General features: G+C 64.5%; 23 protein-coding genes. 21 read left to right on the top strand and 2 right to left on the bottom strand.

Translation table 11 applies throughout. The features are described 5' to 3' along the window. Positions 1–142 precede the first annotated feature (142 nt). The 19 genes from O6Y00_RS12515 to O6Y00_RS12425 all read left to right on the top strand — a co-directional run bounded on the left by O6Y00_RS12515 (position 143) and on the right by O6Y00_RS12425 (position 18,395). Positions 143–517, top strand: a complete 375-nt coding sequence (locus O6Y00_RS12515) for an NADH-quinone oxidoreductase subunit A (protein ID WP_056048518.1) — start codon at positions 143–145, stop codon at positions 515–517. After that, positions 508–1,056: a NuoB/complex I 20 kDa subunit family protein gene (locus O6Y00_RS12510; RefSeq protein WP_056058310.1), complete on the top strand. Its 549-nt coding sequence runs from the start codon at positions 508–510 to the stop codon at positions 1,054–1,056. The genes O6Y00_RS12515 and O6Y00_RS12510 overlap by 10 nt, the downstream gene beginning before the upstream one ends. Then, positions 1,053–1,877 carry an NADH-quinone oxidoreductase subunit C gene (locus O6Y00_RS12505; RefSeq protein ID WP_353442935.1) on the top strand — a complete coding sequence of 275 codons (825 nt, stop codon included), beginning with the start codon at positions 1,053–1,055 and terminating at the stop codon, positions 1,875–1,877. Before O6Y00_RS12510 ends, O6Y00_RS12505 begins: the two co-directional genes overlap by 4 nt. A 20-nt stretch (positions 1,878–1,897) precedes the next feature. Continuing rightward, positions 1,898–3,109: an NADH-quinone oxidoreductase subunit D gene (locus tag O6Y00_RS12500; RefSeq protein WP_435368626.1), complete on the top strand. Its 1,212-nt coding sequence runs from the start codon at positions 1,898–1,900 to the stop codon at positions 3,107–3,109. Next, positions 3,106–3,348 carry a hypothetical protein gene (locus tag O6Y00_RS12495; protein WP_353442933.1) on the top strand — a complete coding sequence of 81 codons (243 nt, stop codon included), beginning with the start codon at positions 3,106–3,108 and terminating at the stop codon, positions 3,346–3,348. The genes O6Y00_RS12500 and O6Y00_RS12495 overlap by 4 nt, the downstream gene beginning before the upstream one ends. After that, entirely contained in the window at positions 3,348–4,016 is a 669-nt protein-coding gene (locus O6Y00_RS12490; RefSeq protein ID WP_353442932.1) for a complex I 24 kDa subunit family protein, read from the top strand. The genes O6Y00_RS12495 and O6Y00_RS12490 overlap by 1 nt, the downstream gene beginning before the upstream one ends. After that, positions 4,016–5,317 (top strand): NADH-quinone oxidoreductase subunit NuoF, encoded by a 1,302-nt coding sequence (gene nuoF, locus O6Y00_RS12485; RefSeq protein ID WP_056050371.1) that lies wholly within the window; start codon positions 4,016–4,018, stop codon positions 5,315–5,317. The genes O6Y00_RS12490 and nuoF overlap by 1 nt, the downstream gene beginning before the upstream one ends. Continuing rightward, a complete protein-coding gene (nuoG, locus tag O6Y00_RS12480; protein ID WP_353442931.1) occupies positions 5,317–7,311 on the top strand; it encodes an NADH-quinone oxidoreductase subunit NuoG in 1,995 nt (664 codons plus the stop codon). The genes nuoF and nuoG overlap by 1 nt, the downstream gene beginning before the upstream one ends. Further along, the gene (gene nuoH, locus O6Y00_RS12475) at positions 7,308–8,354 is read left to right on the top strand and encodes an NADH-quinone oxidoreductase subunit NuoH (protein WP_056058320.1); all 1,047 of its coding nucleotides are present in this window, start codon (positions 7,308–7,310) and stop codon (positions 8,352–8,354) included. The genes nuoG and nuoH overlap by 4 nt, the downstream gene beginning before the upstream one ends. Continuing rightward, positions 8,351–8,836 carry an NADH-quinone oxidoreductase subunit NuoI gene (gene nuoI, locus O6Y00_RS12470; RefSeq protein ID WP_353442930.1) on the top strand — a complete coding sequence of 162 codons (486 nt, stop codon included), beginning with the start codon at positions 8,351–8,353 and terminating at the stop codon, positions 8,834–8,836. Before nuoH ends, nuoI begins: the two co-directional genes overlap by 4 nt. A 43-nt stretch (positions 8,837–8,879) precedes the next feature. Further along, positions 8,880–9,491, top strand: a complete 612-nt coding sequence (locus O6Y00_RS12465) for an NADH-quinone oxidoreductase subunit J (protein WP_056048540.1) — start codon at positions 8,880–8,882, stop codon at positions 9,489–9,491. Further along, a complete protein-coding gene (nuoK, locus tag O6Y00_RS12460; RefSeq protein ID WP_082441002.1) occupies positions 9,488–9,796 on the top strand; it encodes an NADH-quinone oxidoreductase subunit NuoK in 309 nt (102 codons plus the stop codon). Before O6Y00_RS12465 ends, nuoK begins: the two co-directional genes overlap by 4 nt. Positions 9,797–9,801: 5 nt before the next feature. Continuing rightward, positions 9,802–11,907: an NADH-quinone oxidoreductase subunit L gene (gene nuoL, locus O6Y00_RS12455; protein ID WP_353442929.1), complete on the top strand. Its 2,106-nt coding sequence runs from the start codon at positions 9,802–9,804 to the stop codon at positions 11,905–11,907. Then, positions 11,907–13,442 carry an NADH-quinone oxidoreductase subunit M gene (locus tag O6Y00_RS12450; protein WP_093397292.1) on the top strand — a complete coding sequence of 512 codons (1,536 nt, stop codon included), beginning with the start codon at positions 11,907–11,909 and terminating at the stop codon, positions 13,440–13,442. The genes nuoL and O6Y00_RS12450 overlap by 1 nt, the downstream gene beginning before the upstream one ends. After that, positions 13,442–14,887 (top strand): NADH-quinone oxidoreductase subunit NuoN, encoded by a 1,446-nt coding sequence (gene nuoN / locus O6Y00_RS12445; RefSeq protein WP_060524719.1) that lies wholly within the window; start codon positions 13,442–13,444, stop codon positions 14,885–14,887. The genes O6Y00_RS12450 and nuoN overlap by 1 nt, the downstream gene beginning before the upstream one ends. 44 nt (positions 14,888–14,931) lie before the next feature. Next, a complete protein-coding gene (locus tag O6Y00_RS12440) occupies positions 14,932–15,621 on the top strand; it encodes a biotin--[acetyl-CoA-carboxylase] ligase (protein ID WP_435368625.1) in 690 nt (229 codons plus the stop codon). Positions 15,622–15,631: 10 nt separating this feature from the next. Continuing rightward, positions 15,632–16,408 carry a type III pantothenate kinase gene (locus O6Y00_RS12435; protein WP_353442928.1) on the top strand — a complete coding sequence of 259 codons (777 nt, stop codon included), beginning with the start codon at positions 15,632–15,634 and terminating at the stop codon, positions 16,406–16,408. A 63-nt stretch (positions 16,409–16,471) separates the two neighbouring features. Next, the gene (locus O6Y00_RS12430; RefSeq protein WP_353442927.1) at positions 16,472–18,109 is read left to right on the top strand and encodes a ribonuclease J; all 1,638 of its coding nucleotides are present in this window, start codon (positions 16,472–16,474) and stop codon (positions 18,107–18,109) included. Between the two features lie 4 nt (positions 18,110–18,113). Next, positions 18,114–18,395 (top strand): DUF1467 family protein, encoded by a 282-nt coding sequence (locus tag O6Y00_RS12425; protein WP_060524725.1) that lies wholly within the window; start codon positions 18,114–18,116, stop codon positions 18,393–18,395. Between the two features lie 147 nt (positions 18,396–18,542). On the opposite strand, the gene O6Y00_RS12420 is transcribed toward O6Y00_RS12425, so the two are convergent. Both O6Y00_RS12420 and O6Y00_RS12415 read right to left on the bottom strand, forming a co-directional pair. Continuing rightward, positions 18,543–19,322 carry an SDR family oxidoreductase gene (locus O6Y00_RS12420; RefSeq protein ID WP_353442926.1) on the bottom strand — a complete coding sequence of 260 codons (780 nt, stop codon included), beginning with the start codon at positions 19,320–19,322 and terminating at the stop codon, positions 18,543–18,545. Between the two features lie 96 nt (positions 19,323–19,418). Next, entirely contained in the window at positions 19,419–21,725 is a 2,307-nt protein-coding gene (locus O6Y00_RS12415) for a hypothetical protein (RefSeq protein ID WP_353442925.1), read from the bottom strand. Between the two features lie 101 nt (positions 21,726–21,826). Between O6Y00_RS12415 and O6Y00_RS12410 the strand changes: the two genes are divergently transcribed. After that, positions 21,827–22,120: an Hpt domain-containing protein gene (locus O6Y00_RS12410; RefSeq protein ID WP_353442924.1), complete on the top strand. Its 294-nt coding sequence runs from the start codon at positions 21,827–21,829 to the stop codon at positions 22,118–22,120. A gap of 61 nt (positions 22,121–22,181) precedes the next feature. Then, positions 22,182–23,363 carry a hypothetical protein gene (locus tag O6Y00_RS12405; RefSeq protein WP_353442923.1) on the top strand — a complete coding sequence of 394 codons (1,182 nt, stop codon included), beginning with the start codon at positions 22,182–22,184 and terminating at the stop codon, positions 23,361–23,363. Positions 23,364–23,424: the final 61 nt, after the last annotated feature.

Genomic DNA, 23,424 nt, shown 5'->3' with positions numbered 1-23,424 from the left:
ACGCTCGTGCAGGCCGAGTAACGCATGTTTCATGTCACCCCGTCCCTCCACTTGCGAGTGATTCTCACACCCTCCACGCCTTGCCCATCACCCCCCATCGGCCTAAAGCGGCCCCGTTCCGTTCGCACTTGCGAGAAGCAATTTGGTCGACCTGTCGCACTATCTTCCGATCCTCCTGTTCCTCGGGATCGCCATCGCATTGTCGAGCACGTTCGTGTTCCTGCCGATGGCCGTCTCGCGCCTCACCGGATCGCACAAGCCTACGCCCGAGAAGCTGAGCGAATACGAGTGCGGCTTCCCCGCATTCGAAGATCCGCGCAGCCAGTTCGACGTGCGCTTCTACCTGATCGCCATCCTCTTCATTATCTTCGATCTCGAGGCCGCGTTCCTGTATCCCTGGGCCGTCTCGGTCTTCACGCTCGGCTGGACCGCGTGGATTTCGATGATGATCTTTATCGGCGAATTGGCCCTTGGCCTCGTCTACGCATGGAAGAAGGGAGCACTCGATTGGGAGTAGAGCTTCAGCCCGCACCCGGTTCGCCCAGCTCGCTGGTGCCACCCGACCAGGGCTTTTTCGACGGATTGAACGGTGAGCTGACGGACAAGGGTTTCCTCGTCACGTCGACCGAGGAGCTGTTCCAGTGGGCCCGCACCGGCTCGCTGTGGTGGATGACGTTCGGGCTTGCGTGCTGTGCGGTCGAGATGATCCACGTCAACATGCCGCGCTATGATCTCGAGCGCTTCGGTGCCGCACCGCGCGCGTCGCCGCGCCAGTCGGACGTGATGATCGTCGCTGGTACGCTCTGCAACAAGATGGCCCCGGCACTCCGCAAGGTCTACGACCAGATGTCGGAGCCGAAGTACGTGATCTCGATGGGATCGTGCGCGAACGGCGGCGGCTATTATCACTACAGCTACAGCGTCGTGCGTGGCTGCGACCGCATCGTGCCGGTGGATATCTACGTCCCCGGGTGCCCGCCGACGGCCGAGGCGCTGCTGTACGGCATCATGCAGTTGCAGCGGAAGATCCGGCGGTCCGGGAGCATCGAGCGTTGAGGGCTCCCGCACCAGCATACACGTCGAACGACGGCGTGATCGACAGCGCCCGGGCGGCGCTCGGCGGCATGCTGCTCGACGCGGTCGACCATGTCGGCGAAGTCGCGCTGCACGTTCGTCGCGAAGACCTGTACGACGCGATGATCGCGCTGCGCGATACGCCGGGGCTTGCCTATCAGCAACTCATGGAGATCGCAGGCGTCGACTATCCGGATCGGCCTGAGCGGTTCGAGGTCGTCTATTGCATGCTGTCGCTGACGCGGAACCACCGTTTGCGTGTCCATGTCGCGACCGACGAGGAAAAGCCGGTGCCGTCGGTGACCGACATCTGGCCGGTCGCCGGCTGGCTCGAGCGCGAAGTGTACGACATGTACGGCGTGCTGTTCAGCGGCAATCCGGACCTGCGCCGTATCCTGACCGACTATGGTTTTCGCGGCCATCCGCAGCGCAAGGACTTCCCGCTGACCGGGTATGTCGAGCTGCGCTATTCGGAAGAGTCGAAGCGCGTGGTATACGAGCCGGTGCAGCTTGCGCAGGATTTCCGCACGTTCGATTTCATGAGCCCGTGGGAGGGCGCGAACTACGTGCTCCCGGGTGACGAGAAGGGCGCGTTGCCCGAGGCTAAGGGTGCGCCGACGCCGCTCAAGGCTGACACGATCGTCAAGGCGGACGCGGCGCAGTCGCCGACCCAGGCGCCGACCGAACCCAAGAGCACCGAGTCGACCGCGCAAACGGGCGCCGGCAAGTCGGGGTCCGATGCGACGCCGAAGCCTGCCAACCCCGACGTGGTTCCGACCAAGGGTGGAGGACAGAACCAGTGAGTCTGTATGTCGAAGAGCTTCTGGGTGAAGCCGACGCAGCCGATCCCACGACCGGCGACGTCACGATCCAGAGCTACACGATCAATTTCGGTCCGCAGCATCCGGCCGCGCACGGCGTGCTCCGTCTTGTCATGGAACTCGACGGCGAGATCGTCGAGCGCGTCGATCCGCATGTCGGCCTGCTCCACCGCGGCACCGAGAAGCTGATCGAGTACAAGACCTACACGCAGGCGCTGCCGTATTTCGATCGTCTCGATTACTGCTCGCCGCTGTGCATGGAGCATAGCTGGGTGCTGGCGGTCGAGAAGCTGCTCGATCTCGAAGTGCCCGAGCGCGCGCAGTATCTGCGGGTGTTCTTCGCCGAACTGACGCGCATCTCGAACCACATGCTCAACCTCGGTAGCCACGTCATGGACGTCGGTGCGATGACGCCGAACCTGTGGCTGTTCGAGATTCGCGAAGACTGCATGAACTTTTTCGAACGCGTATCGGGCGCGCGCATGCATTCGAACTATTTCCGTCCCGGTGGCGTGCATCAGGACGCGCCGTTGAAGCTGCTCGCCGACATCGGCGACTGGCTCGACACGCGCCTGCCGCGGCTGTTCGAGGATGCGATCTCGCTCGTCGCGGACAACCGCATCTTCAAGCAGCGCAACGTCGACATCGCCGTGGTCAGCCGCGACGACGCGATCAAGTGGGGCTTTTCGGGCCCGATGATCCGCGGCTCGGGCATCGCCTGGGATCTGCGCAAGTCGCAGCCTTATGACGTGTACGCCAAGATGGACTTCGACGTGCCGGTGGGCACGCGCGGCGATTGTTATGACCGGTTCATGGTGCGCGTCGAGGAAGTGCGTCAGTCCGCGCGAATCATGAAGCAGTGTCTGCGCGACATGCCCGAGGGGCCGATCGCGTCGCTCGATCGCAAGGTCGTGCCGCCGAAGCGTGGCGAGATGAAGCAGTCGATGGAAGCGCTGATCCATCACTTCAAGCTCTATACCGAAGGCTTCCACGTGCCCGCTGGCGACGTCTATGTCGCGACCGAAAGCCCCAAGGGCGAGTTCGGCGTGTATCTGGTCGCCGATGGCTCGAACAAGCCGTACCGCTGCAAGATCCGCCCGACCGCGTTCTCGCATCTGCAAGCCATGGACTTTATGGCGAAGGGCCACATGCTGGCGGATACGACCGCGATCCTCGGTGCGATGGATATCGTGTTCGGCGAGTGCGACCGATGACCGCTGCACAGAACGGCGCAGTGACCAACGAACTGATCTATTCGGTTCTGCAGAAGATGCAGGGCGATATGTCCGAGATGAAATTCGACGTCCGCGATCTCAAGACGCGGATGACGATGGTCGAGGAGCATCTCGGCAGTTCTATCATCGCGATTTCCGGCGTCAATTCCCGGCTCGATCGGATGTCCGATCGGGTCGAGCGGATCGAACGCCGCCTAGAACTTACGGATCACGGCTGATGGCTGAAGCACCAAAAATTCCCGACGAGGCCGAGACCCGCGCACGCTGGGGTTCGTTCACGTGGACGGACGAGAACCAAGTGAAGGCGAACGAGATCCTCGGGCGTTATCCCAAGGGTCGCGAGCAGTCGGCGTCGATCCCGTTGCTCGATCTGGCACAGCGCCAGGTTGGTGCTGAAACGCAGACGCAGGGCTGGTTGCCGGTGCCGGTGATCGAGTTCGTCGCGCGTCAGATCAGCGTGCCGTACATGCGCGTGTATGAGGTCGTGACCTTCTACACGATGTTCAATCTCGCGCCGGTCGGTCGCTTCCACGTCCAGGTCTGCGGTACGACGCCGTGCATGCTGCGTGGGTCGGACGACGTTCTGGCCGCCTGCAAGAACCGCGGGCTGGTCAAGGGTGCCACGACGCCGGACGGCATGTTCACGCTGACCGAGGTCGAGTGTTTGGGCACGTGCGCGAACGCGCCGATGGTGCAGATCAACGACGATAACTTCGAAGATCTCGATTACGATAAGACGACCGAGATCCTCGAGGCGCTGGCCAATGGCGGGCACCCGACACCGGGGCCGCAATTTGGTCGTCGCGCGAGCTGCCCCGAAGGCGGCCCGACCTCGCTCAAGGCGATGGTCGACGCGAACCACGATTACCGGGGGGAGTGGGCCTGATGCTCGCCGACAAGGATCGCATCTTTACCAACGTCTACGGTTTCCAGCCGTGGAACATCGACGCAGCGATCATGCGCGGTGATTGGGACAACACCAAGGACCTGATGGCGCTCGGCCAGGACGCGATCATCGACGTGATGAAGGCGTCTGGTCTGCGTGGCCGTGGCGGTGCGGGCTTCCCGACCGGCACCAAATGGTCGTTCATGCCGAAGGAGCCAAAGCCGGACCGGCCGAACTTCCTTGTCATCAACGCCGATGAATCCGAGCCGGGCAGCTGCAAGGATCGCGAGATCATTCGCCACGATCCGCACAAGCTGATCGAAGGCGCGCTGATCGCCGGGTTCGCGATGCGCGCGCGCGCCGCGTACATCTACATCCGCGGCGAGTATATCCGCGAGGCCGAGACGCTGTTTGCGGCCGTCGCCGAGGCCTATGACCGCGGTTTTATCGGCAAGAACGCATGCGGGTCGGGCTACGACTTCGACGTGTTCGTGCATCGTGGTGCGGGCGCCTACATCTGCGGCGAAGAGACCGCGATGCTGGAGAGCCTCGAGGGCAAGAAGGGCCAGCCGCGGCTGAAGCCACCTTTCCCGGCAGGCGCCGGTCTTTACGGCTGCCCGACGACGGTCAACAACGTCGAATCGATCGCGGTTGCGCCGACGATCCTTCGGCGTGGCGCAGCGTGGTTCTCCAGCTTCGGCGCGGAGAACAACCGCGGCACGAAGCTGTTCCAGATCTCCGGCCACGTGAACAAGCCGTGCGTCGTCGAGGAGGAGATGAGCATCTCGTTCCGCGACCTGATCGAGACGCATTGCGGCGGTATCCGCGGCGGCTGGGACAATCTGCTCGCGGTGATCCCGGGTGGCTCTTCGGTGCCGCTCGTGCCCGCCGCGCAGATCATGGACTGCGCGATGGACTTCGACGGCCTGAAGGCGGTCGGCTCGGGCCTCGGCACCGCGGCGATCATCGTCATGGACAAGTCGACCGACATCGTCCGCGCGATCAGTCGTATCTCGTACTTCTACAAGCACGAGAGCTGCGGTCAGTGCACGCCGTGCCGCGAGGGCACCGGCTGGATGTGGCGCGTGATGGAGCGGATGCGCACCGGCGACGCCGAGCTGTCCGAGATCGACATGCTCCAGCAGGTCACCAAGCAGGTCGAGGGTCACTCGATCTGCGCGCTCGGTGACGCAGCCGCATGGCCGATCCAGGGCCTGATCAAGCATTTCCGCCCCGAGATGGAGCGCCGAATCCGTGAGCGCGGTGGCGACACCGCGCCGATGATGGAAGCCGCAGAGTAATGCCTTTAGTCAAAGTCGATGGCGTAGAGATCGAGGTGCCGCAGGGCGCCACCGTGCTGCAGGCGTGCGAGCTTGCCGGCAAGGAGATCCCGCGTTTCTGTTATCATGAGCGGTTGAGCATCGCCGGCAATTGCCGGATGTGCCTGGTCGAGGTGAAGCCGGGTCCGCCCAAGCCGCAGGCGTCGTGCGCGCTGCCGGCTGCGGACAAGCAGGAGATCTTCACCAATTCGCCGATGGTCAAGAATGCCCGCGAGGGCATCATGGAATTCCTGCTGATCAACCATCCGCTGGACTGCCCGATCTGCGATCAGGGCGGCGAGTGCGATCTTCAGGACCAGTCGGTTGCGTATGGCCGCGGCCATTCGCGCTACGACGAGAACAAGCGCGCGGTCACCGAGAAGTATATGGGCCCGATCGTCAAGACGGTCATGACCCGCTGCATCCAGTGCACGCGCTGCATCCGGTTCGCCGAGGAAGTGTCCGGCGTCGAGGAGATCGGTGCGATCTTCCGCGGCGAGGATATGCAGATCACCTCGTATCTCGAGAATGCGGTCAAGAGCGAGCTCTCCGGCAACGTCGTCGATCTGTGCCCGGTCGGTGCGCTGACGTCGAAGCCGTATGCGTTCGAGGCGCGTCCTTGGGAATTGCGCAAGACGCTGACGATCGACGTGATGGACGCGGTCGGCACCAACATCCGGCTGGACAGCCGTGGTCGTCAGGTGCTGCGCTGCGTGCCGCGGATCAACGAGGACGTGAACGAGGAGTGGGCGACCGACAAGACGCGCCACGCGATCGACGGCCTCGTACGCCGTCGTCTCGACAGGCCCTATGTCCGCGTGAACGGCAAGCTGGTTCCCGCGACGTGGGACGAGGCCTTCGCAGCGATCAAGGCTGTCGACGCCGGGTCGAGCGTTGCGGCCGTCGCTGGCGATCTGGTCGATTGCGAGACGATGTACGCCGCTAAGGCGCTGCTCGCAAAGATGGGTTCGAGCCTGCTCGAAGGCCGTCAGACCGGCATGGACTATGATGCGACGAGCATCGCCGCGGTCAATTTCAACACGACGATCGCCGGCACCGAGCGCGCCGATGCGATCCTGCTGGTGGGCACCAACCTGCGCTGGGAAGCGCCGCTGGTGAACACGCGGGTGCGGAAAGCTATCAAGAAGGGCGCGAAGGTCTTTGCGATCGGGCCGGAGACGGACCTGACGTACAAGGTCGAGTGGCTCGGCGACGATCTGGCGCTGCTTGGCGCTCTGCCCGAGGCGGTTACCGAGGCGTTCGGCAAGGCTGAGCGTCCGATGGTGATCGTCGGTGGCGGCGCGCTGAAGGGCGGCCATGCGGCTGCGCTCAAGCTCGTCGACACGCTCGGGCTCGTGAAGGCGGACTGGAACGGCTTCAATGTCGTCCATATGGCAGCGTCGCGGATGGGCGGGCTGATGCTCGGCTATGCGCAGAAGGGCGGCATCGCCGACGTGATGGGGGCGAAGCTCGGCTTCTTCCTCGGCGCGGACGAGGTCGATTATGCTAAGTTCGCCGGCTTTAAGGTGTTCGTGGGGCATCACGGCGACAAGGGTGCGGCGGCTGCCGACGTCATCCTGCCGGGTGTCACCTATGCCGAGAAGTCGGGCACGTGGGTCAATCTCGAGGGCCGTGTCCAGCGCGGCGAGCGCGCGGTCTTCGCACCGGGCGATGCGCGTGACGACTGGTCGATCTTCCGGGCGCTGTCCGATACGCTCGGCCACACGCTGCCATTCGACAGCTTCGAGGGTCTGCGCGAGGAAATGTATGCGGACGTGCCTGCGCTGCGTCATCAGGCGCTCGCGACGTTCGAGTGGAATCCGCCTTCGCTCAATAGCGCAGGTGAGGGTGTCCTCGCCGGCTATCCGATCAAGGACTTCTATCTGACCAACGCGATCTGCCGCGCGTCGCCGACGATGCAGCGCTGCTCGGCCGAACTTCTCCACGGGGAAGATTACGCGGAGGCAGCCGAATGATCTCCTGGTTCGAATCCTCGCTCGGTTACGACTGGGCGTTCTTCCTCGCGACGATCATCGACATCCTCGTGATTGCCTTGCCGCTGATGCTGGCGGTGGCGATGATCATCTATGCCGACCGTAAAATCTGGGCGGCGATGGCGCTCCGGCGTGGTCCCAACGTCGTCGGTCCGTTCGGCCTGCTCCAGAGCTTTGCCGATGGCCTGAAGGTGTTCCTGCAGGAGACGATCGTCCCCGCAGCCGCCAACCGGACGCTGTTCCTGCTGGCACCGATCATCACCTTCACGGTCGCACTGATCGTCTGGGCGGTGGTGCCGTTCGGCGTCGGCGTCGTGCTTGCCGACATCAACGTCGGCTTGCTCTACGTGCTCGCGGCGTCGTCGCTCGGCGTGTACGGGATCATCCTGTCGGGTTGGGCGTCGAACTCGAAATACCCGTTCTACTCGGCGCTTCGTGCGGCCGCGCAGATGGTGTCGTATGAAGTGGCGATCGGCTTCATCCTGATTTCGGTCGTGTTGTGGACCGGCAGCTTCAACCTGTCGGCGATCGTGATGGCGCAGAAGTCGCACGTCTGGTTCTTCAACGGGTACATACTGAACCCGCTGATGTTCCCGATGGCGGTGATGTTCTTCATCTCGTCGCTGGCCGAGACGCAGCGCGCACCGTTCGATCTGACCGAGGCGGAGAGCGAGCTCGTCGCCGGGTACCAGACCGAATATTCGTCGATGTCGTTCGCGTTGTTCTGGCTCGGCGAGTACGCCAACGTGCTGCTGATGTGCGCGCTGAACGCGACGCTGTTCTGGGGCGGGTGGCTGCCACCGGTCGACTGGGCGCCGCTATACTACGTGCCGGGGATCATCTGGCTGTTCGCTAAGATCCTGTTTTTCTTCTTCCTGTTCAGCTGGGTGAAGGCGACCGTGCCGCGCTATCGCTACGATCAGCTGATGCGGCTCGGCTGGAAGGTCTTCCTCCCCGTCTCGCTGTTCTGGGTTTTCCTCGTGTCGGGCTATCTCATGCTGACGCGCGTTGGAGTGGGTTCATGAGCGTCGCTCAGATCATCAAGTCGTTTACTCTGTGGGAATTCGTGAAGGCGCACGCGTTGACGCTTCGCTATTTCTTCAAGGAAAAGGCGACGATAAACTATCCGTACGAGCGCAATCCGGTGTCGCCGCGGTTCCGTGGCGAGCATGCGCTGCGTCGCTATCCGAACGGTGAAGAGCGGTGCATCGCGTGCAAGCTGTGCGAGGCGGTGTGCCCCGCGCAGGCGATCACGATCGAAGCCGAGCCGCGTGACGACGGTTCGCGCCGCACCACGCGCTACGACATCGACATGACCAAGTGCATCTATTGCGTCCTGTGTGCCGAGGCGTGCCCGGTCGATGCGATCGTCGAGGGGCCGAACTACGAGTTCGCGACCGAAACGCGCGAAGAGCTGATCTACGACAAGTCGAAGCTGCTCGATAATGGCGACCGTTGGGAAAGCGCGATCGCGGCGAACCTTGCCGCCGATGCGCCGTACCGTTAATGGCGCGCTCATTCTTCTCGTGGGCGTTTAAGGGGCCGCAATCGTGATTCAGGCCTTAGCCTTCTACCTCTTCGCCTTCGTCGTCGTCCTGTCGGGCGCGCTGACGATCGCGTCGCGCAACCCGGTCCATTCGGTGATGTGGCTGATTCTCGCGTTCTTCAACGCGGCGGGTCTCATGATCCTGGTAGGCGCCGAGTTCATCGCGATGCTGCTCGTCATCGTCTATGTGGGTGCGGTCGCGGTGCTGTTCCTGTTCGTGGTCATGATGCTCGACATCGACTTCACCGAGCTTCGCGCAGGCGTCGCTCGGTATTTCGGGATCGGCCTCGCACTCGCCGTCGCACTCGCCGCCGAGGTGATGATCGCGATCGGCGCGTGGAGCACGGGTCCGATCCAGCTCGCGCGTCGCGCAGCACCAATCGACGACACCGTGCCCAACATCCAGGCGATCGGTAACCTGCTCTACACGCGCTATCTGTTCGTGTTCGAGGGTGCCGGCCTGGTGCTGCTGGTCGCGATGATCGGGGCGATCGTGCTGACCCACCGCCAGCGTGGCGGCGTCAAGGCGCAGAACATCAGCCGCCAGAACGCGCGTCGTCCGCAGGACGCCACGCGCAACACGAGCCCGGTCGTCGGGCAGGGAGTCGAACTGTGACGATCGGTCTCGTCCATTATCTGGTCGTCGCGGCGATCCTGTTCACGATGGGGGTGCTCGGCATCTTCCTGAACCGCAAGAACCTCATCGTCATCCTGATGGCGATCGAGCTGATCCTGCTGGCGGTGAACATCAATCTCGTCGCGTTCTCGGCGTTCCTCCACGATCTCGTTGGACAAGTGTTCGCTATGTTCGTGCTGACGGTCGCCGCGGGTGAAGCCGCGATCGGCCTCGCCATTCTCGTGATCTATTTCCGCGGTCGCGGCACCATCGCGGTCGACGACGTCAACCGGATGAAGGGGTAATACGGTTGATCCAGCTTATCGTCTTCCTGCCGTTACTGGCCGCGATCGTTGCCGGGTTCGGCAATCGCGCGATCGGCAACGTGCCGGCGAAACTCGTCACCACGGCTGCGCTGTTCGCGTCGTGCCTGTTGTCCTGGCCGATCTTCATCGGTTTCCTGTCGGGCACCAGCACGGCCACCGTCGCGCCGCTGCTCGACTTCATCCACTCCGGCGACATGAATGTCGCGTGGTCGCTGCGCGTTGACGCGCTGACCGCGGTGATGCTGGTGGTCGTCACGTCGGTCTCGGCGCTCGTCCATCTGTATAGCTGGGGCTATATGGACGAGGATCCCGACCAGCCGCGCTTCTTCGCGTATCTGTCGCTGTTCACCTTCGCGATGCTGATGCTCGTGACCGCGAACAACCTGGTCCAGATGTTCTTCGGCTGGGAAGGCGTGGGTCTCGCATCCTACCTCCTGATCGGGTTCTGGTTCCGCAAGCCGTCCGCCAGCGCCGCCGCAATCAAGGCGTTCGTCGTCAACCGCGTCGGCGATCTTGGTTTCATGCTCGGCATCTTCGGCACGTTCCTCGTGTTCGGCACGGTCTCGATCCCCGAGATCCTAGCCGCAGCGCCCGGCATGGCGGGCTCGACGCTTGGTTTCCTCGGCTACCGGCTCGACACGATGACGGTGCTCTGTCTGCTGCTGTTCGTCGGTGCGATGGGCAAGTCGGCGCAGCTCGGCCTGCACACCTGGTTGCCGGACGCGATGGAGGGCCCGACCCCGGTGTCGGCGCTGATCCACGCGGCGACGATGGTTACGGCCGGCGTCTTCATGGTGTGTCGCCTGTCGCCGATGTTCGAGATGAGCCCGGTCGCGCTGACCGTGGTCACCTCGGTCGGTGCCGCGACCTGTTTGTTTGCGGCCACCTGCGGCCTCGTCCAGACCGACATCAAGCGCGTGATCGCGTATTCGACCTGTTCGCAGCTCGGCTACATGTTCTTCGCGGCGGGTGTCGGCGCGTACGGCGCGGCGATGTTCCACCTCTTCACGCACGCGTTTTTCAAGGCGCTGCTGTTCCTCGGCGCCGGCTCGGTCATCCATGCGATGCACCACGAGCAGGACATGCGCTATTATGGCGGCCTGCGTAAGAAGATCCCGGTGACGTTCTGGGCGATGATGGCGGGTACGCTCGCAATCACCGGCGTCGGCATCCCCGGCATCTTCGGCAACACCGCGATCGGCTTTGCAGGCTTCCATTCGAAGGATGCGATCATCGAGGCGAGCTGGGCTGCGGGCCAGCCGGGCGTGTGGTTCGTCGGCGTGCTCGTCGCGTTGCTGACCAGCTTCTATTCGTGGCGCGTGATGTTCCTGACCTTCTGGGGCAAGCCGCGCTGGGCCGCATCGGAGCATATCCAGCATGCGCTCCATGACGCACACGGCCACGACGACCACGCGCATGACGCACATCATGTCGACGATCACCATGCGAACCCGGCGCAGGCCGAGGACGCAGGGCACGCGCCGCACGGTCATCACGACGCAGCGCATGCGCCGGCCGAGGGCGATGGTGGGTATCACCCGCACGAGAGCCCGCTGCCGATGCTGATCCCGCTGATCGTCCTGTCGATCGGTGCGGTGCTTGCCGGCTTCGTGTTCCACGGTTTCTTCATCGAGCCGACCGCAGGTGAAGAGTTCTGGAAGGGCGCACTCGCGTTCCGCGAACATCTGATGCACGAGATGCACGGCGTGCCGTTGCTGATCAAGCTGTCGGCGACGATCGCGATGCTGCTCGGCCTGCTGACCGCCTGGTACGCCTATATCAAGGCACCGAATTTCCCGGCCAAGGTCGTCGAACAGTTCGGCGTGCTCTACGACTTCCTGCTGCATAAGTGGTATTTCGATGAGCTGTACGACCTGATCTTCGTTCGCCCGGCGTTCGCGATCGGCCGCTTCCTATGGCATCGCGGTGACGAGAAGACGATCAACCGGTTCGGGCCCGACGGCGCGACCTGGGTCGTCCAGATCGGCAGCCGCGTGGCCAACCGCTTCCAGACGGGATACCTCTACACCTATGCCTTCGTCATGCTGATCGGGCTGACCGCAGCCGTAACCTGGGCGATCGGACTGTAATGACCGGCTTTCCTATCCTCTCCGTCCTGATCGCGGTCCCGATGATCGCGGCCGTCGTGTGCCTGTTCGTCTCGGCGAACACGGCGCGGACGCTGGCGCTCGCGGCAACGCTGATCGACTTCGTTCTCGGCATCATGCTGTGGATGAACTACGACATCGGCGGCGCGCAGTGGCAGTTCGTCGAGCATGCCCCCGGCATCTTCGGCCCGTTCGGCTGGTCGCTCGGCATCGACGGCTTCGCGCTGATGCTGATCATGCTCAGCGTGTTCCTGATGCCGATCTGCATCGGCGCCAGCTGGCGCTCGATCACGACGCGCGTGCCCGAATACATGGCGGCGTTCCTGTTCACCGAAGTGCTGATGATCGGCACGTTCGCGGCGCAGGACCTGTTCCTGTTCTACGTGTTCTTCGAAGCCGGCCTTATCCCGATGTACCTGATCATCGGCATCTGGGGCGGTGCGAACCGGATCTACGCGTCGTACAAGTTCTTCCTGTACACGCTGCTCGGCTCGGTCCTGATGTTCATCGCGATGCTGTACATGGCGAAGACCGCGGGCACGACCAGCATCCCGGCGCTGATGAACTACGACTTCCCGGCGCATGTGCAGACATGGCTGTGGCTGGCGTTCTTCGCATCGTTCGCGGTCAAGATGCCGATGTGGCCGGTCCACACCTGGTTGCCCGACGCGCACGTCCAGGCGCCGACCGCAGGCTCGGTGATCCTGGCGGGCGTGCTGCTGAAGCTCGGCGGTTACGGCTTCCTGCGCTTCCTGCTGCCGATGTTCCCCGAAGCCTCGGGCCAGTTGACCTGGCTGATCTTCGGCCTGTCGGCGGTCGCAGTGATCTACACGTCGCTCGTCGCGCTCGTGCAGTCGGACATGAAGAAACTGATCGCCTATTCGTCGGTCGCGCACATGGCGATCGTCACGATCGGGCTGTTTGCCTTCAACCGGCAGGGCATCGAGGGCGCGATGATCATGATGCTGAGCCACGGCCTAGTATCGGGCGCGTTGTTCCTGTGCGTCGGTGTGATCTACGACCAGCTCCATACCCGCGAGATCTCGCGCTATGGCGGCCTCGCGATCAACATGCCGAAATACGCGATCTTCTTCCTGTTCTTCACGATGGCATCGATCGGGCTCCCGGGCACCAGCGGCTTCGTCGCCGAGTTCCTGTCGCTGATGGGCACGTATCAGGTCTCGACCTGGACCGCGCTGCTCTGCACGACGAGCATCATCCTTGGCGCCGCATACATGCTGTTCCTGTACCGTCGCGTCGTGTTCGGCGAGATCAAGTCGGACGACGTCCGCGCGATGGTCGACCTGTCGGGCCGTGAGATGTGGCTGCTCGCACCGATCGCCGCCGTCGTGCTGTGGATGGGCGTGTATCCCGAGAGCTTCCTGGCACCGATGCGCAAGGACGTGGGCGTGCTTCTCGCCCGCGTCGACCGCGCCAAGCCAGCCAGCGATTCAAACCCAACTGCGGGGAAGCCCGCCGCAACCGTCCATAGTGCCGCGCACGGGGAGGCACACTGATGGATTACGCCGCTAACATCGCAATGACGCTGCCCGAACTGGTGCTGGCGTTGGGTGCGATCGCCCTGATGCTCGTCTCGGCCTGGGGCGGGGACAAGTCCACGCGGGCCGTCTCGATCGCCGCCGTGTTCGTGCTGGTCGGGGCAGGGATCGCATTGGTCGGTCCGGCGTCGTCGGGCGGCTATGCGTTCGACGGCCTGTACCGTGCAGACGCGTTCGGTGCGTTCGCCAAGGTGCTGATCTACATCGCCTCGGCGGTCGCGATCGTGATGGCGCCGAGCTTCTTCGCGCGCACGCACGGCGACGATCTGCGTCCGGAATATCCGGTGCTGATCCTGCTGTCGGCCTGCGGCATGGGAATCATGGTTTCGGCCACCGACATGCTGACGCTGTATGTCGGTCTCGAGCTCCAGAGCCTTGCGGCCTATGTCCTCGCCAGCTTCATGCGGCGCGACGGGCGTTCGGCGGAAGCGGGCTTGAAGTATTTCGTGCTCGGCGCGCTTGCCAGCGGCATCCTGTTGTACGGCATTTCGCTGGTCTACGGGTTCAGCGGCACGACGTTGTTCTCGGGCATCTCGGAAGCCTATGCGGGCACCAAGTCGCTCGGCCTGCTGTTCGGTCTCGTGTTCGTGTTCGCAGGCCTCGCGTTCAAGATCAGCGCCGTGCCGTTCCACATGTGGACCCCCGACGTGTACGAGGGCGCGCCCACCCCGGTGACCGCGTTCTTCGCGTCCGCCCCGAAGGTCGCGGCGCTAGCGCTCAGCGTCCGCGTGGCGGTCGATGCGATGGGCCCGGCGACGGACCAGTGGCGCCAGATCGTAATCTTCGCGGCACTCGCCTCGATCATCCTCGGTGCGGTTGCGGCGATCGGCCAGACCAACATCAAGCGGCTGCTCGCCTATTCGTCGATCAACAATGTCGGATTCGCGCTGATCGGTCTTGCGGCTGGAACGCCTGAAGGCGTGTCGGGCGTGCTGATGTACCTGACGATCTACGTCGCGATGACGCTGGGTTCGTTCCTGGTCGTGTTGCAGATGCGCGGTGACGACGGGCAGCCGGTCGAGACGATCGATAGCCTCGCCGGCATGTCGCGGACGCGGCCTGCACTCGCCGCGGCACTCGCTATCTTCATGTTCAGCCTCGCCGGCATCCCGCCGCTGTTCGGCTTCTACGCAAAGTTCGCGGTGTTCAGCGCAGCGGTCGACGCCGGTCTGTTCCCGCTGGCGGTGGTCGGCATCGCCGCCTCGGTGATCGGCGCGTATTACTATCTGCGTGTCGTGAAGACGATGTACTTCGACGATCCGGCACCCGCGTTCGCGCCGATGGAGAGCAAGGTCGAGGGTGGCCTGATCGCCATCGCCGCGGTGTTCGTGTCACCAGCCGGCTATCTCCTCATCCCCGTGCTCGGCGCGTGGACGATGGCGGCCGCACGGGCGTTGTTCTGAGTACCATCCGCACCGTCGCGGAGACAGGATCGACCAACGCCGACCTGCTGGAGCTTGCACGCGGCGGTACCGAGGACGGTCTCTGGTTGCGCGCGATCCGCCAGACGGCGGGGCGGGGGCGGCTCGGTCGGGACTGGTCGTCGCCCGAGGGTAACCTCTACGCGAGCACGCTGGTCCGATTGCGGCCGAACGATCCGCCGGCCGCCAGCCTCGCGCTGGTCGCCGCGGTCGCGTTGCAGGAAACGGTGTCGACGTTCCTCGTCGCCGGGATCTGCCAGGGCACGACCGATGCGAGCGAGACGCTGGTCCTGAAATGGCCGAATGATCTGTTGCTCGCGGATGCCAAGCTGTCGGGCATCCTGCTCGAGCGCGCGGATAATGCGGTGATCGTCGGCTACGGCGTCAACATCGCGCATCATCCCGATCTGCCCGATCGCGCGACGACCGATCTCGCCGCGCACGGCGTTGTGGTCGAACCGGCGATGTTCCTCGACATCCTCGCCGACAGTTTCGCACGCTGGATCGGCCGCTGGCGGACCGAGGGTATCGCCCCCGTCCGCGAGCGCTGGGTCGATTGCGCGCATCCCGCCGGTACCGCGCTGACTGCCCGCCTCCCCGATGGCAGTGGGATCGACGGCCTGTTCGTCGGGCTCGATACCGACGGCGCGCTGATCCTCCGCTTGGCGTCTGGCGAGCGGCGTGTCATTCACGCTGCCGACGTCTTCCTGCTTTGAGGCCCCGCTGATGCTGCTCGCGATCGATGCCGGCAATACCAATGTCGTGTTCGCGCTGGTGGATGCCGGTGAGATCGTCGCACGCTGGCGGATCGCGACCGATCCGCGGCGGACGGCGGACGAGTATGCGGTGTGGCTGAGCCAGCTGATGCAGCTCGGCGGGCATGATCGTACCGCGGTCGAGGGCGTGATCGTCGCCACCGTCGTCCCGCGCGCGCTCCACAATCTCCAAGTGCTTGCGTCGAAATACTTCGGCACTGAAGCGCTGATCGCCGGTCATCCGCCGGTCGAATGGGGCATCGCAATCGACGTCGACGAGCCTGCCTCGCTTGGTGCCGACCGTGCGGTCAACACGATCGCCGCGCATGCGCTGCATCCGGGCGACCTGATCGTAATCGATTTCGGCACCGCGACCACGTTCGACGTCGTCGACTATAGCGGCGCGTACAAGGGCGGGATCATCGCGCCGGGGATCAACCTGTCGCTCGACGCGCTGGTGACCGCCGCGGCGAAACTCCCCCGGATCGCGATCGAGGCACCGACCGATACCAGCGTCATCGGACTCAACACCGTCTCGCAGATGCACATCGGCATCTATTGGGGCTATGTCGCGATGATCGAGGGTTTGGTCGCGCGGATGAAACGCGAGATCGGCCGTCCCGTGAAGGTCGTCGCCACCGGCGGCCTCGCGACATTATTCGAGAAACAGACCGACGTGTTCGATGTCATCGAAGCCGACCTGACGATCCAGGGGCTGGCGATGATGTGGGATCGTCACCATATCTAGGGCCATTGGGCTCGCGCCGACCGGCCTGCGGGCCATATTCCTGTATAATCCTGAAAGTAATCAATGACTCCGAAGAACGAACTCCTTTTCTGTGGCCTTGGCGGCTCCGGCGAAATCGGCATGAACGTCAACCTGTACGGCTGTCAGGGCAAGTGGGTGATGGTCGATCTCGGCATCACCTTCGCCGATCCGCAATATCCCGGCGTCGACGTGATCCTGCCCGACCTGTCCTTCATCGAGGACCGGATCGACGACCTGCTCGGCATCGTCATCACGCACGGCCATGAGGATCATATCGGCTCGCTGCCGTACCTCGCCGAAGACCTCGGCGTGCCCATCTACGCGACGCCGTTCACGATGGGCCTGATCCGCGGCAAGCTCGAGGAAGAGGGCATCGCCAACCGCGTGAAGCTCAAGATGATCCCGATGGGCGGCAATTTTCAGCTCGGGCCGTTCGGCTTCACCTTCGTCGAGATGTCGCATTCGATCCCCGAGGCGAACGCGCTCCTGATCGACACGCCTTATGGTCGCGTGTTCCACACCGGCGACTGGAAGCTCGACAAGAACCCGGTGATCGGCAATCCGACCACGCCCGAGGGCTTCATGGCGATCGGCGACAAGGGCGTCGACGTGCTGGTCTGCGATTCGACTAACATCTTCAACACCACTGCATCGGGCAGCGAAAGCACCGTTCGGAAAGGTCTGTTCGAGGAGGTCAGCAAGGCCAAGGGCCGCGTGATGATCACCAGCTTCGCGTCGAACGCAGCGCGTCTGCACACGTTCGGTGAAGTCGCGAAGGAAACCGGGCGCAAGCTGTGCGTGACCGGGCGTTCGCTCGACCGGATCATCAAGGTGGCGCGCGCGACGGGCTATCTGAAGGATTTCCCCGACACGATCAGCCCCGACGAGGCGATGCGCCTGCCCAAGAACAAGGTGCTGATCATCGCCACCGGTGGCCAGGGCGAGGAGCGCGCGGCGCTGGCGCGTGTCGCCAATGGCCAGCACACGATCACGCTCGAAGCCGATGACACGGTGATCTTCTCGTCCAAGCAGATCCCGGGCAACGAGGTCCAGATCGGTCGCATCCAGAACACGCTGGCGGCCAAGGGCATCCGCATGATCACCGAGCGCCAGGCGCACGTCCATGTGTCGGGCCATCCGGGTCAGCCCGAGCTTGCGCAGATGTACGACTGGCTGCGGCCGGACGTGCTCGTGCCGACGCACGGCGAGATGCGCCACATGATGGAGCATGCGCGCTTCGGCCTTGAGCAGGGCATTCCGCGCGCGATCGTGCAGAGCAACGGCGACATCATTCGTCTGGCGCCCAAGGGGCCGGCGAAGATCGGCAACGCGACGGTCGGGCGTCTGGTGCTCGATGGCGACGTGATCCTGCCGGCGGACGGCGCGACGCTGAGCGAGCGGCGCAAGCTGGCAATCAACGGCCAGATTTCGGTTGGTGTCGCGCTTGGCAAGGACGGCCGGATGGTCGGCCAGCCGCAGGTCCGCGTGCAGGGCGTGCCGGTCGAGGAGGACCGGGCGGCGTTCATCGCCGACGCGGTCCAGGCGGCTGCGGACACGGTACGCGGTGGCAAGCGCGAGAGCGAGAAGATGCGCGAGCAAATCCGGCTCGCGGTGCGCAAGGTCGCCAAGCGCTGGACCGGCAAGCAGCCGATCGTCGACGTGCTGCTGATCGAGGGCTGATCGGGTGCGCTGGACCTCGGCACTCGCGATCTACGTCCTGTTCTGGTCGTTCTCGGTGTTCTTGGTCCTGCCGTTCGGCGTGAAGACGACACGCGAGGTTGGGGGCGAACATGTCCCCGGCCAGGCCGAGAGCGCGCCGCACGAGTTTCGCTCGGGGCGGACGGCTTGGCGGGTGACCGTGGTGGCGACGGTGCTGTTCGTGCTGTTCCAGCTGAATTATAACTACGGCTGGATCACGCCCCAGACGGTCGACCTGTTCGATCGCGGGAACATGGTCACGCGCTGAGGGGCCATCGACGTCCCCCGTAAAGGGGGAGGTGGCACCGAAGGCGACGGAGGGGGAGGATACGGAACGGAGGTTTCCCTTACCTCCCCCTCCGTCTGGCAAGTGCCAGCCACCTCCCCCTGGCGGGGGAGGATTACAAGTTAGCATTCACCCCGGCGACGCGGCTGACCCCGCCAGCAACCCACCATCGATGTTAATCTCCGTCCCCGTGATATACGTCGCCTCGTCCGACGAGAGCATCACCACGACCGTGGCCACCTCGTCCGGCATTCCGAACCGTTTCAACGGCGTGTCGGCCACCAGCGCCGCCATCCGCGCCTCGCGGTCCGGCCCGCTCCCGAGCATAGGCTCCCAGATCGGCGTCAGGATGGCCGCGGGATGCACCGAGTTGCAGCGGATCTTCCACCCCTGCTGTGCGCAATACAGCGCCACCGTCTTGCTGTGATTGCGGATCGCCGCCTTCGACGACGCATAGGCTGCAGCGAGGGGAATGCCGACCAGCCCCGACCGCGACGAAATGTTGATGATCGATCCCGTGCCGGCCGCCTTCATCGCGGTGATCGCATAGCGGCAGCCGAGGAACGTGCCGTCGAGGTTGACCGCATGAACCGCGCGCCAATCCGACAAGCTCGTATGTTCGGGATCGTGCGAGGCCATGCCGTGCTCGAAACCCGTCACGCCGGCATTGTTCACGACCACATCGGCCACCGGAACGATCGCCGCTAGGCGCTGCCAATCCGCCTCTTCGCGGACGTCGAGCTTTTCGAACCGGCAACCGATGGCCGCCGCAGCCTCGGCACCGGTAGTGTCGTCGATATCGGTAAGTATGACGATAGCGCCTTCGTCGTGGAAGCGCCCCGCAATTGCGCGGCCGATACCGCTTGCTGCGCCGGTGACGACGCAAATCTTTTTCTTCAATCTTGGCATGTATGTCTCGAAATTCGAGTCCGTTCGGCGGATTGCTCCGCTGGCGAGGGCCGCGTCAGCGGTGACGCTGGATCATTTCAACGACTCCCGTTCAGTTCAGCGCAGGCGCTCGATCGCCTGTGCCAGCGCGACGTACAGTTTGCCCATGTCCGACGACAGCAAGGTCACGCCGAGCGGCGAGCCGTCGCGTTGCGTCAGGATCGTGCGGAGCATCGCTTCGAAATCGTGGATGTAGCGGTTGACCATGTCGCGGAAAGCCTCGTCCCCGTCGTAGAAGTCGGCGATCTGCCGGGCTTCGTTCGCATCGAGGATGCGCACCGCGCGACGCGTGAAGACGCCGCGGTCGCCCTTTAGATATGCGCCCCACGCGCTGTCGGATATTTCGGGTGCGATCGCCTTGGTGATGTCGATCGACGCCGAGTTGAGCGACTCGATCAACAGCGAGACGCGGCGGGCAAAGGTGTCTCGGTCCGCATCCTCGCGTTCGCTGCGCGCGTCCTCGATCCGCGCTTCGACGATCGCGGTCTGGTCGACGATCAGCTGGACCTGGTCGGCCAGCCGTCTGGTCGCGTGCGTCGCCGCATCGACTGCGGCATCGGCAGTGTCGACGATCGCGCGGACCTGGCGCTCGACGGTGTCGTTGGTCACGCGGCGCATCGCGTCCGCACTGGCCGCGCCGAGCGCCGCCGCGGCTTCGGGAATTACCTGAGCAAGCGTCTCGCGCGCCTTGTCGGCGGCAACGATCGCGGTTTCACGGACGCGGTGCAGCGCCTCGATCAGTTGCGGCGCGGCCTCTTCCGCGAAATGCTGCGTGCGGCCGATCGCCTCGTCGACCATCTGGCCGAGCGCATCGGCCTTGGCGCGGCCGGTGTTGAGCGTGTTGAGAAGATTGCTCGACAGATGATCGAGGGCAAGGCGCTGTTCGCCGATGACGCCGGCGATAGCCTCGATCGCGTCGTGCGTGCTTTCGGCAGCTGTGACCAGCGCGAGCAGGTCGGGTCGCGACGCGACGACGATCGCCTTGCTCGCCAATACGCGCGAGTCGAGACGAGTCAGCGCATCGGGCAAGGTCTCGTCGATCTCGCGCGAGGCAGCGTCCAGCGCCAACAGCAGTGTTTCTGTGGTGGCGATGGTCTGCGTTGCCATCGAATCGCCGGCGCGCAATGATTCGGTCATCGCGTCCGCCGAGCCGCCAAGCGCGCTGATCGAAGCGGCCAGCCCCAGCGCGCGTTCGGTGCCGTGCTGATGCATTGCCTCGATCCGCGTCTCGACTGCGCCGAGACCCCTATGGAGGCTGTCGACGATCGCATCGCCGGCGTCGCGTTGTTCGTCGAGCCGGGTGGCGACCCGGTCGATCGCCTCTTCGACGGTGGCGATCCGGGTCGCGAGCGCTTCGGCGCTGTCACGGGCAGCGCTGTCGAGTGCAGCTTGGTTGGCGCCTACCATCGCCAGCATCGCGTCGCCCTGCGCGGCGATGCCTCGGCGCGAATGATCGACCGCGTCCGCCGTCCGGTTGAGCAGCGCATCGACCGCGGCGGACATGCCATCGGTGACGGAAACGAGATGATCGCCCGCGGTCTGGCTGGTCGCCTCCATACGGACGATATGCGCAGCGAGGCGTTGCGCGGCGCCGCTGGCCATCGCGTCGGCCTCCCGCCCGCGTTCTGCGAGTGCGGCGATCTGGGCATCGAGCGCGGCGGCGTGTTCGCTCGCGGACAATCCAGTGCGTTCAAGGCGCTTGGCGACATCGTCGATGTCGGCCTGAGCGCGCGGCAGCGTCGCGATCAGGACGCCGAGACTGGTCTGCGCGCCAGCTGTCGAGGTGGCGAGATTGCGGGCATGCGCTGCAGCCTGGTCGATTTCCGAGACCATGCCGCGACCGATCGCCGCGAGTTGTTCGGTCGCACCGCCGCCGATCGCGATCAGCATCTGAACCTGCTCGGCGAGCGCGAGGCGGTTGGCGTCGATCGTCTGCGAAAGCGCCGCCACGGTGCGTTCGAGGCTGGCGGCCTCGTCGCGCATCGCCTGCGCGGTAACGCCGAACCGATGCGCCTCGGTCCGGCTGGTACGCATTGCGAGCAGCCACACGATGCCGACCAGCGCGGGGACGATGCAGAGCGCGGCGACGAACTGGACCACATCGATGGGGCCTGCCGTGGCGAGCGAACCGCGCGCCAGCCACAGCAGGCTGACAAGCCAGACCAAGACTACGCCTACGGCAAGTGCCAGGAACAGCCTCGTGCGGTCGGTCGCATTTTGTTCAAACGGCTCCAGCGGATCGAGCAATTCGGGATTGTCATGCTCTACCGGGTTCATCGCAGGGTTCATCATCATATCCGCACGTATCGGCATGTCCTCACGGATAGGATGGGCGTTGTCTGCCACCGCACGAAAACCGATCATTGACGAACCCCCGTTCATGCGACGAGGCTACCACGAAATATCGGCAGGCGAAACGACTAGCGGAACCTTGTCTTAAGCATCCGTCCGGTAAGCGAGGCAGCATGGCGTATGATCCGGGAGCAATCGATGCGACGCTGGCTGCGGCGGTGGGCGACGAGCCTGCGTTGATCGCCGAGTTGCGATTCGCGTTCGTGGAGGGGGCGGAGCGCGCTTTGACCGCGATGACGTTGGCGAAGGATGCGGCTGAATGGTCTGCGGCGACTGCCCGCCTGCGGGGACTTGCTGCGAGTTTCGGGGCGTTGCGGCTCATGGCGCTTGCCACGGCAGCCGGCGAGGGCCGAGCGCATGATCCGGATACGCTGAAGTCGCTGCGCCGCGCGGTGTCGCGGCTCTAGCGCAAGGCAACCGGATCGCGACGGGCTTTGCAGGACGGCGCCTAGCGCCTAACAGCCGACGATGCTTGCCGGCCTTTTATTTGCAATTCACGACGCCGACGATCGTCCCGATCGTCTTGCCGCCACCCTTCCGTTCAGCGGCGTCACGCTGATCGAGTATCAGGCGCGGCTGCTAATCGCCGCCGGCGTGTCGCAAGTGATCGTCGTCGTTTCGCGGCTGACACCCGAACTGCTGGGCGCGATCGCCCGGATCGGACGGCGCGGCGTGTCGGTCGATACCGTTCGATCCGCGCGCGAGGCGGTGGAGAAGCTGCATCCGCTCGCCCGCGTGCTGATGCTGGGCGACGGGCTTGTCACGACCGAGGCGATCGTCAAGGCGATGGCGGTCGAGGAAGGTGACTGCCTGTTGGTCGTGCCCGAAGCCGATGCCGGGCCGGGGTTCGAACGCGTCGGAGGACAGATGGCATGGGCCGGCGTCGCTCGCCTCGGCTCCAGCCGGATCGCCGAGGTCGCGGAATTGCCGCAGGATTACGACCTGCAATCGTCGCTGCTGCGATTCGCAGTGCAGTCCCGCGCGACGCAGGTTCTGTTGCCGACCGACGCGGTGCGCGGCGGCCACGGTATCGAGCGCCAGGCACGGACGCTCGAGGAGCGCGGTCGTGCTGTGCTGATGACGATCGTGTCCGGGCGACGCGGTTGGTTCGACCGGTTCGTGCTGGCGCCGATCGCGCGGCTGGGCCTGCCGCGGCTGGTCGACCGCGGCGTCGCCGGCGCGACGGTCGGCGCTATGGGGCTCGCGCTGGGCGTTGCAGGATTGCTGGCGATCGGTTTCGGGCTGTCGGCGACCGGGCTTCTTGTCGCTCTCGCCGGCTGTATCGGGTTGGCACTGGGAAATGTGCTCAGCGGACTGCGCGACGATGCGTCGCTGGCCCGGTGGCAGACGATGGCGATTGGCGGAGTGGCTGCGGCGGCGATTCTGATCTTCGCGTTTATCGAGAGCGGCCGCGCGGGAGAGACCACTGCGCTGGCGATCAGCATCGCGCTCGTGGCAATCGCCGCGCTTGCCGAACGCGCGATTCTCGAACGCGATCGCCAGATCTGGTGGGGAAGCCCGACCGCGTATCTGCTGGTCGTCACGGCGTTCGCTGCGGCCGGCCTGCCGACCCTCGGTCTGGGCCTGACCGCAGTCTATGCGACCGCGACGTTGGCGGCGGTAATCGAACGTCTTCGCCCGACGCCTTAGGCTCGCCTTAACGACAGGGGGTTACTTACGAGATCATGTCGGTCGGCCAAGACCCCGCGCA

Source organism: Sphingomonas faeni (genome assembly GCF_040407565.1).
GTDB classification, from domain to species: Bacteria; Pseudomonadota; Alphaproteobacteria; order Sphingomonadales; family Sphingomonadaceae; genus Sphingomonas; species Sphingomonas faeni_F.
The sequence above is the reverse complement of the archived record's forward strand: the minus strand, read 5'-3'. Positions and strand labels throughout refer to the sequence as shown.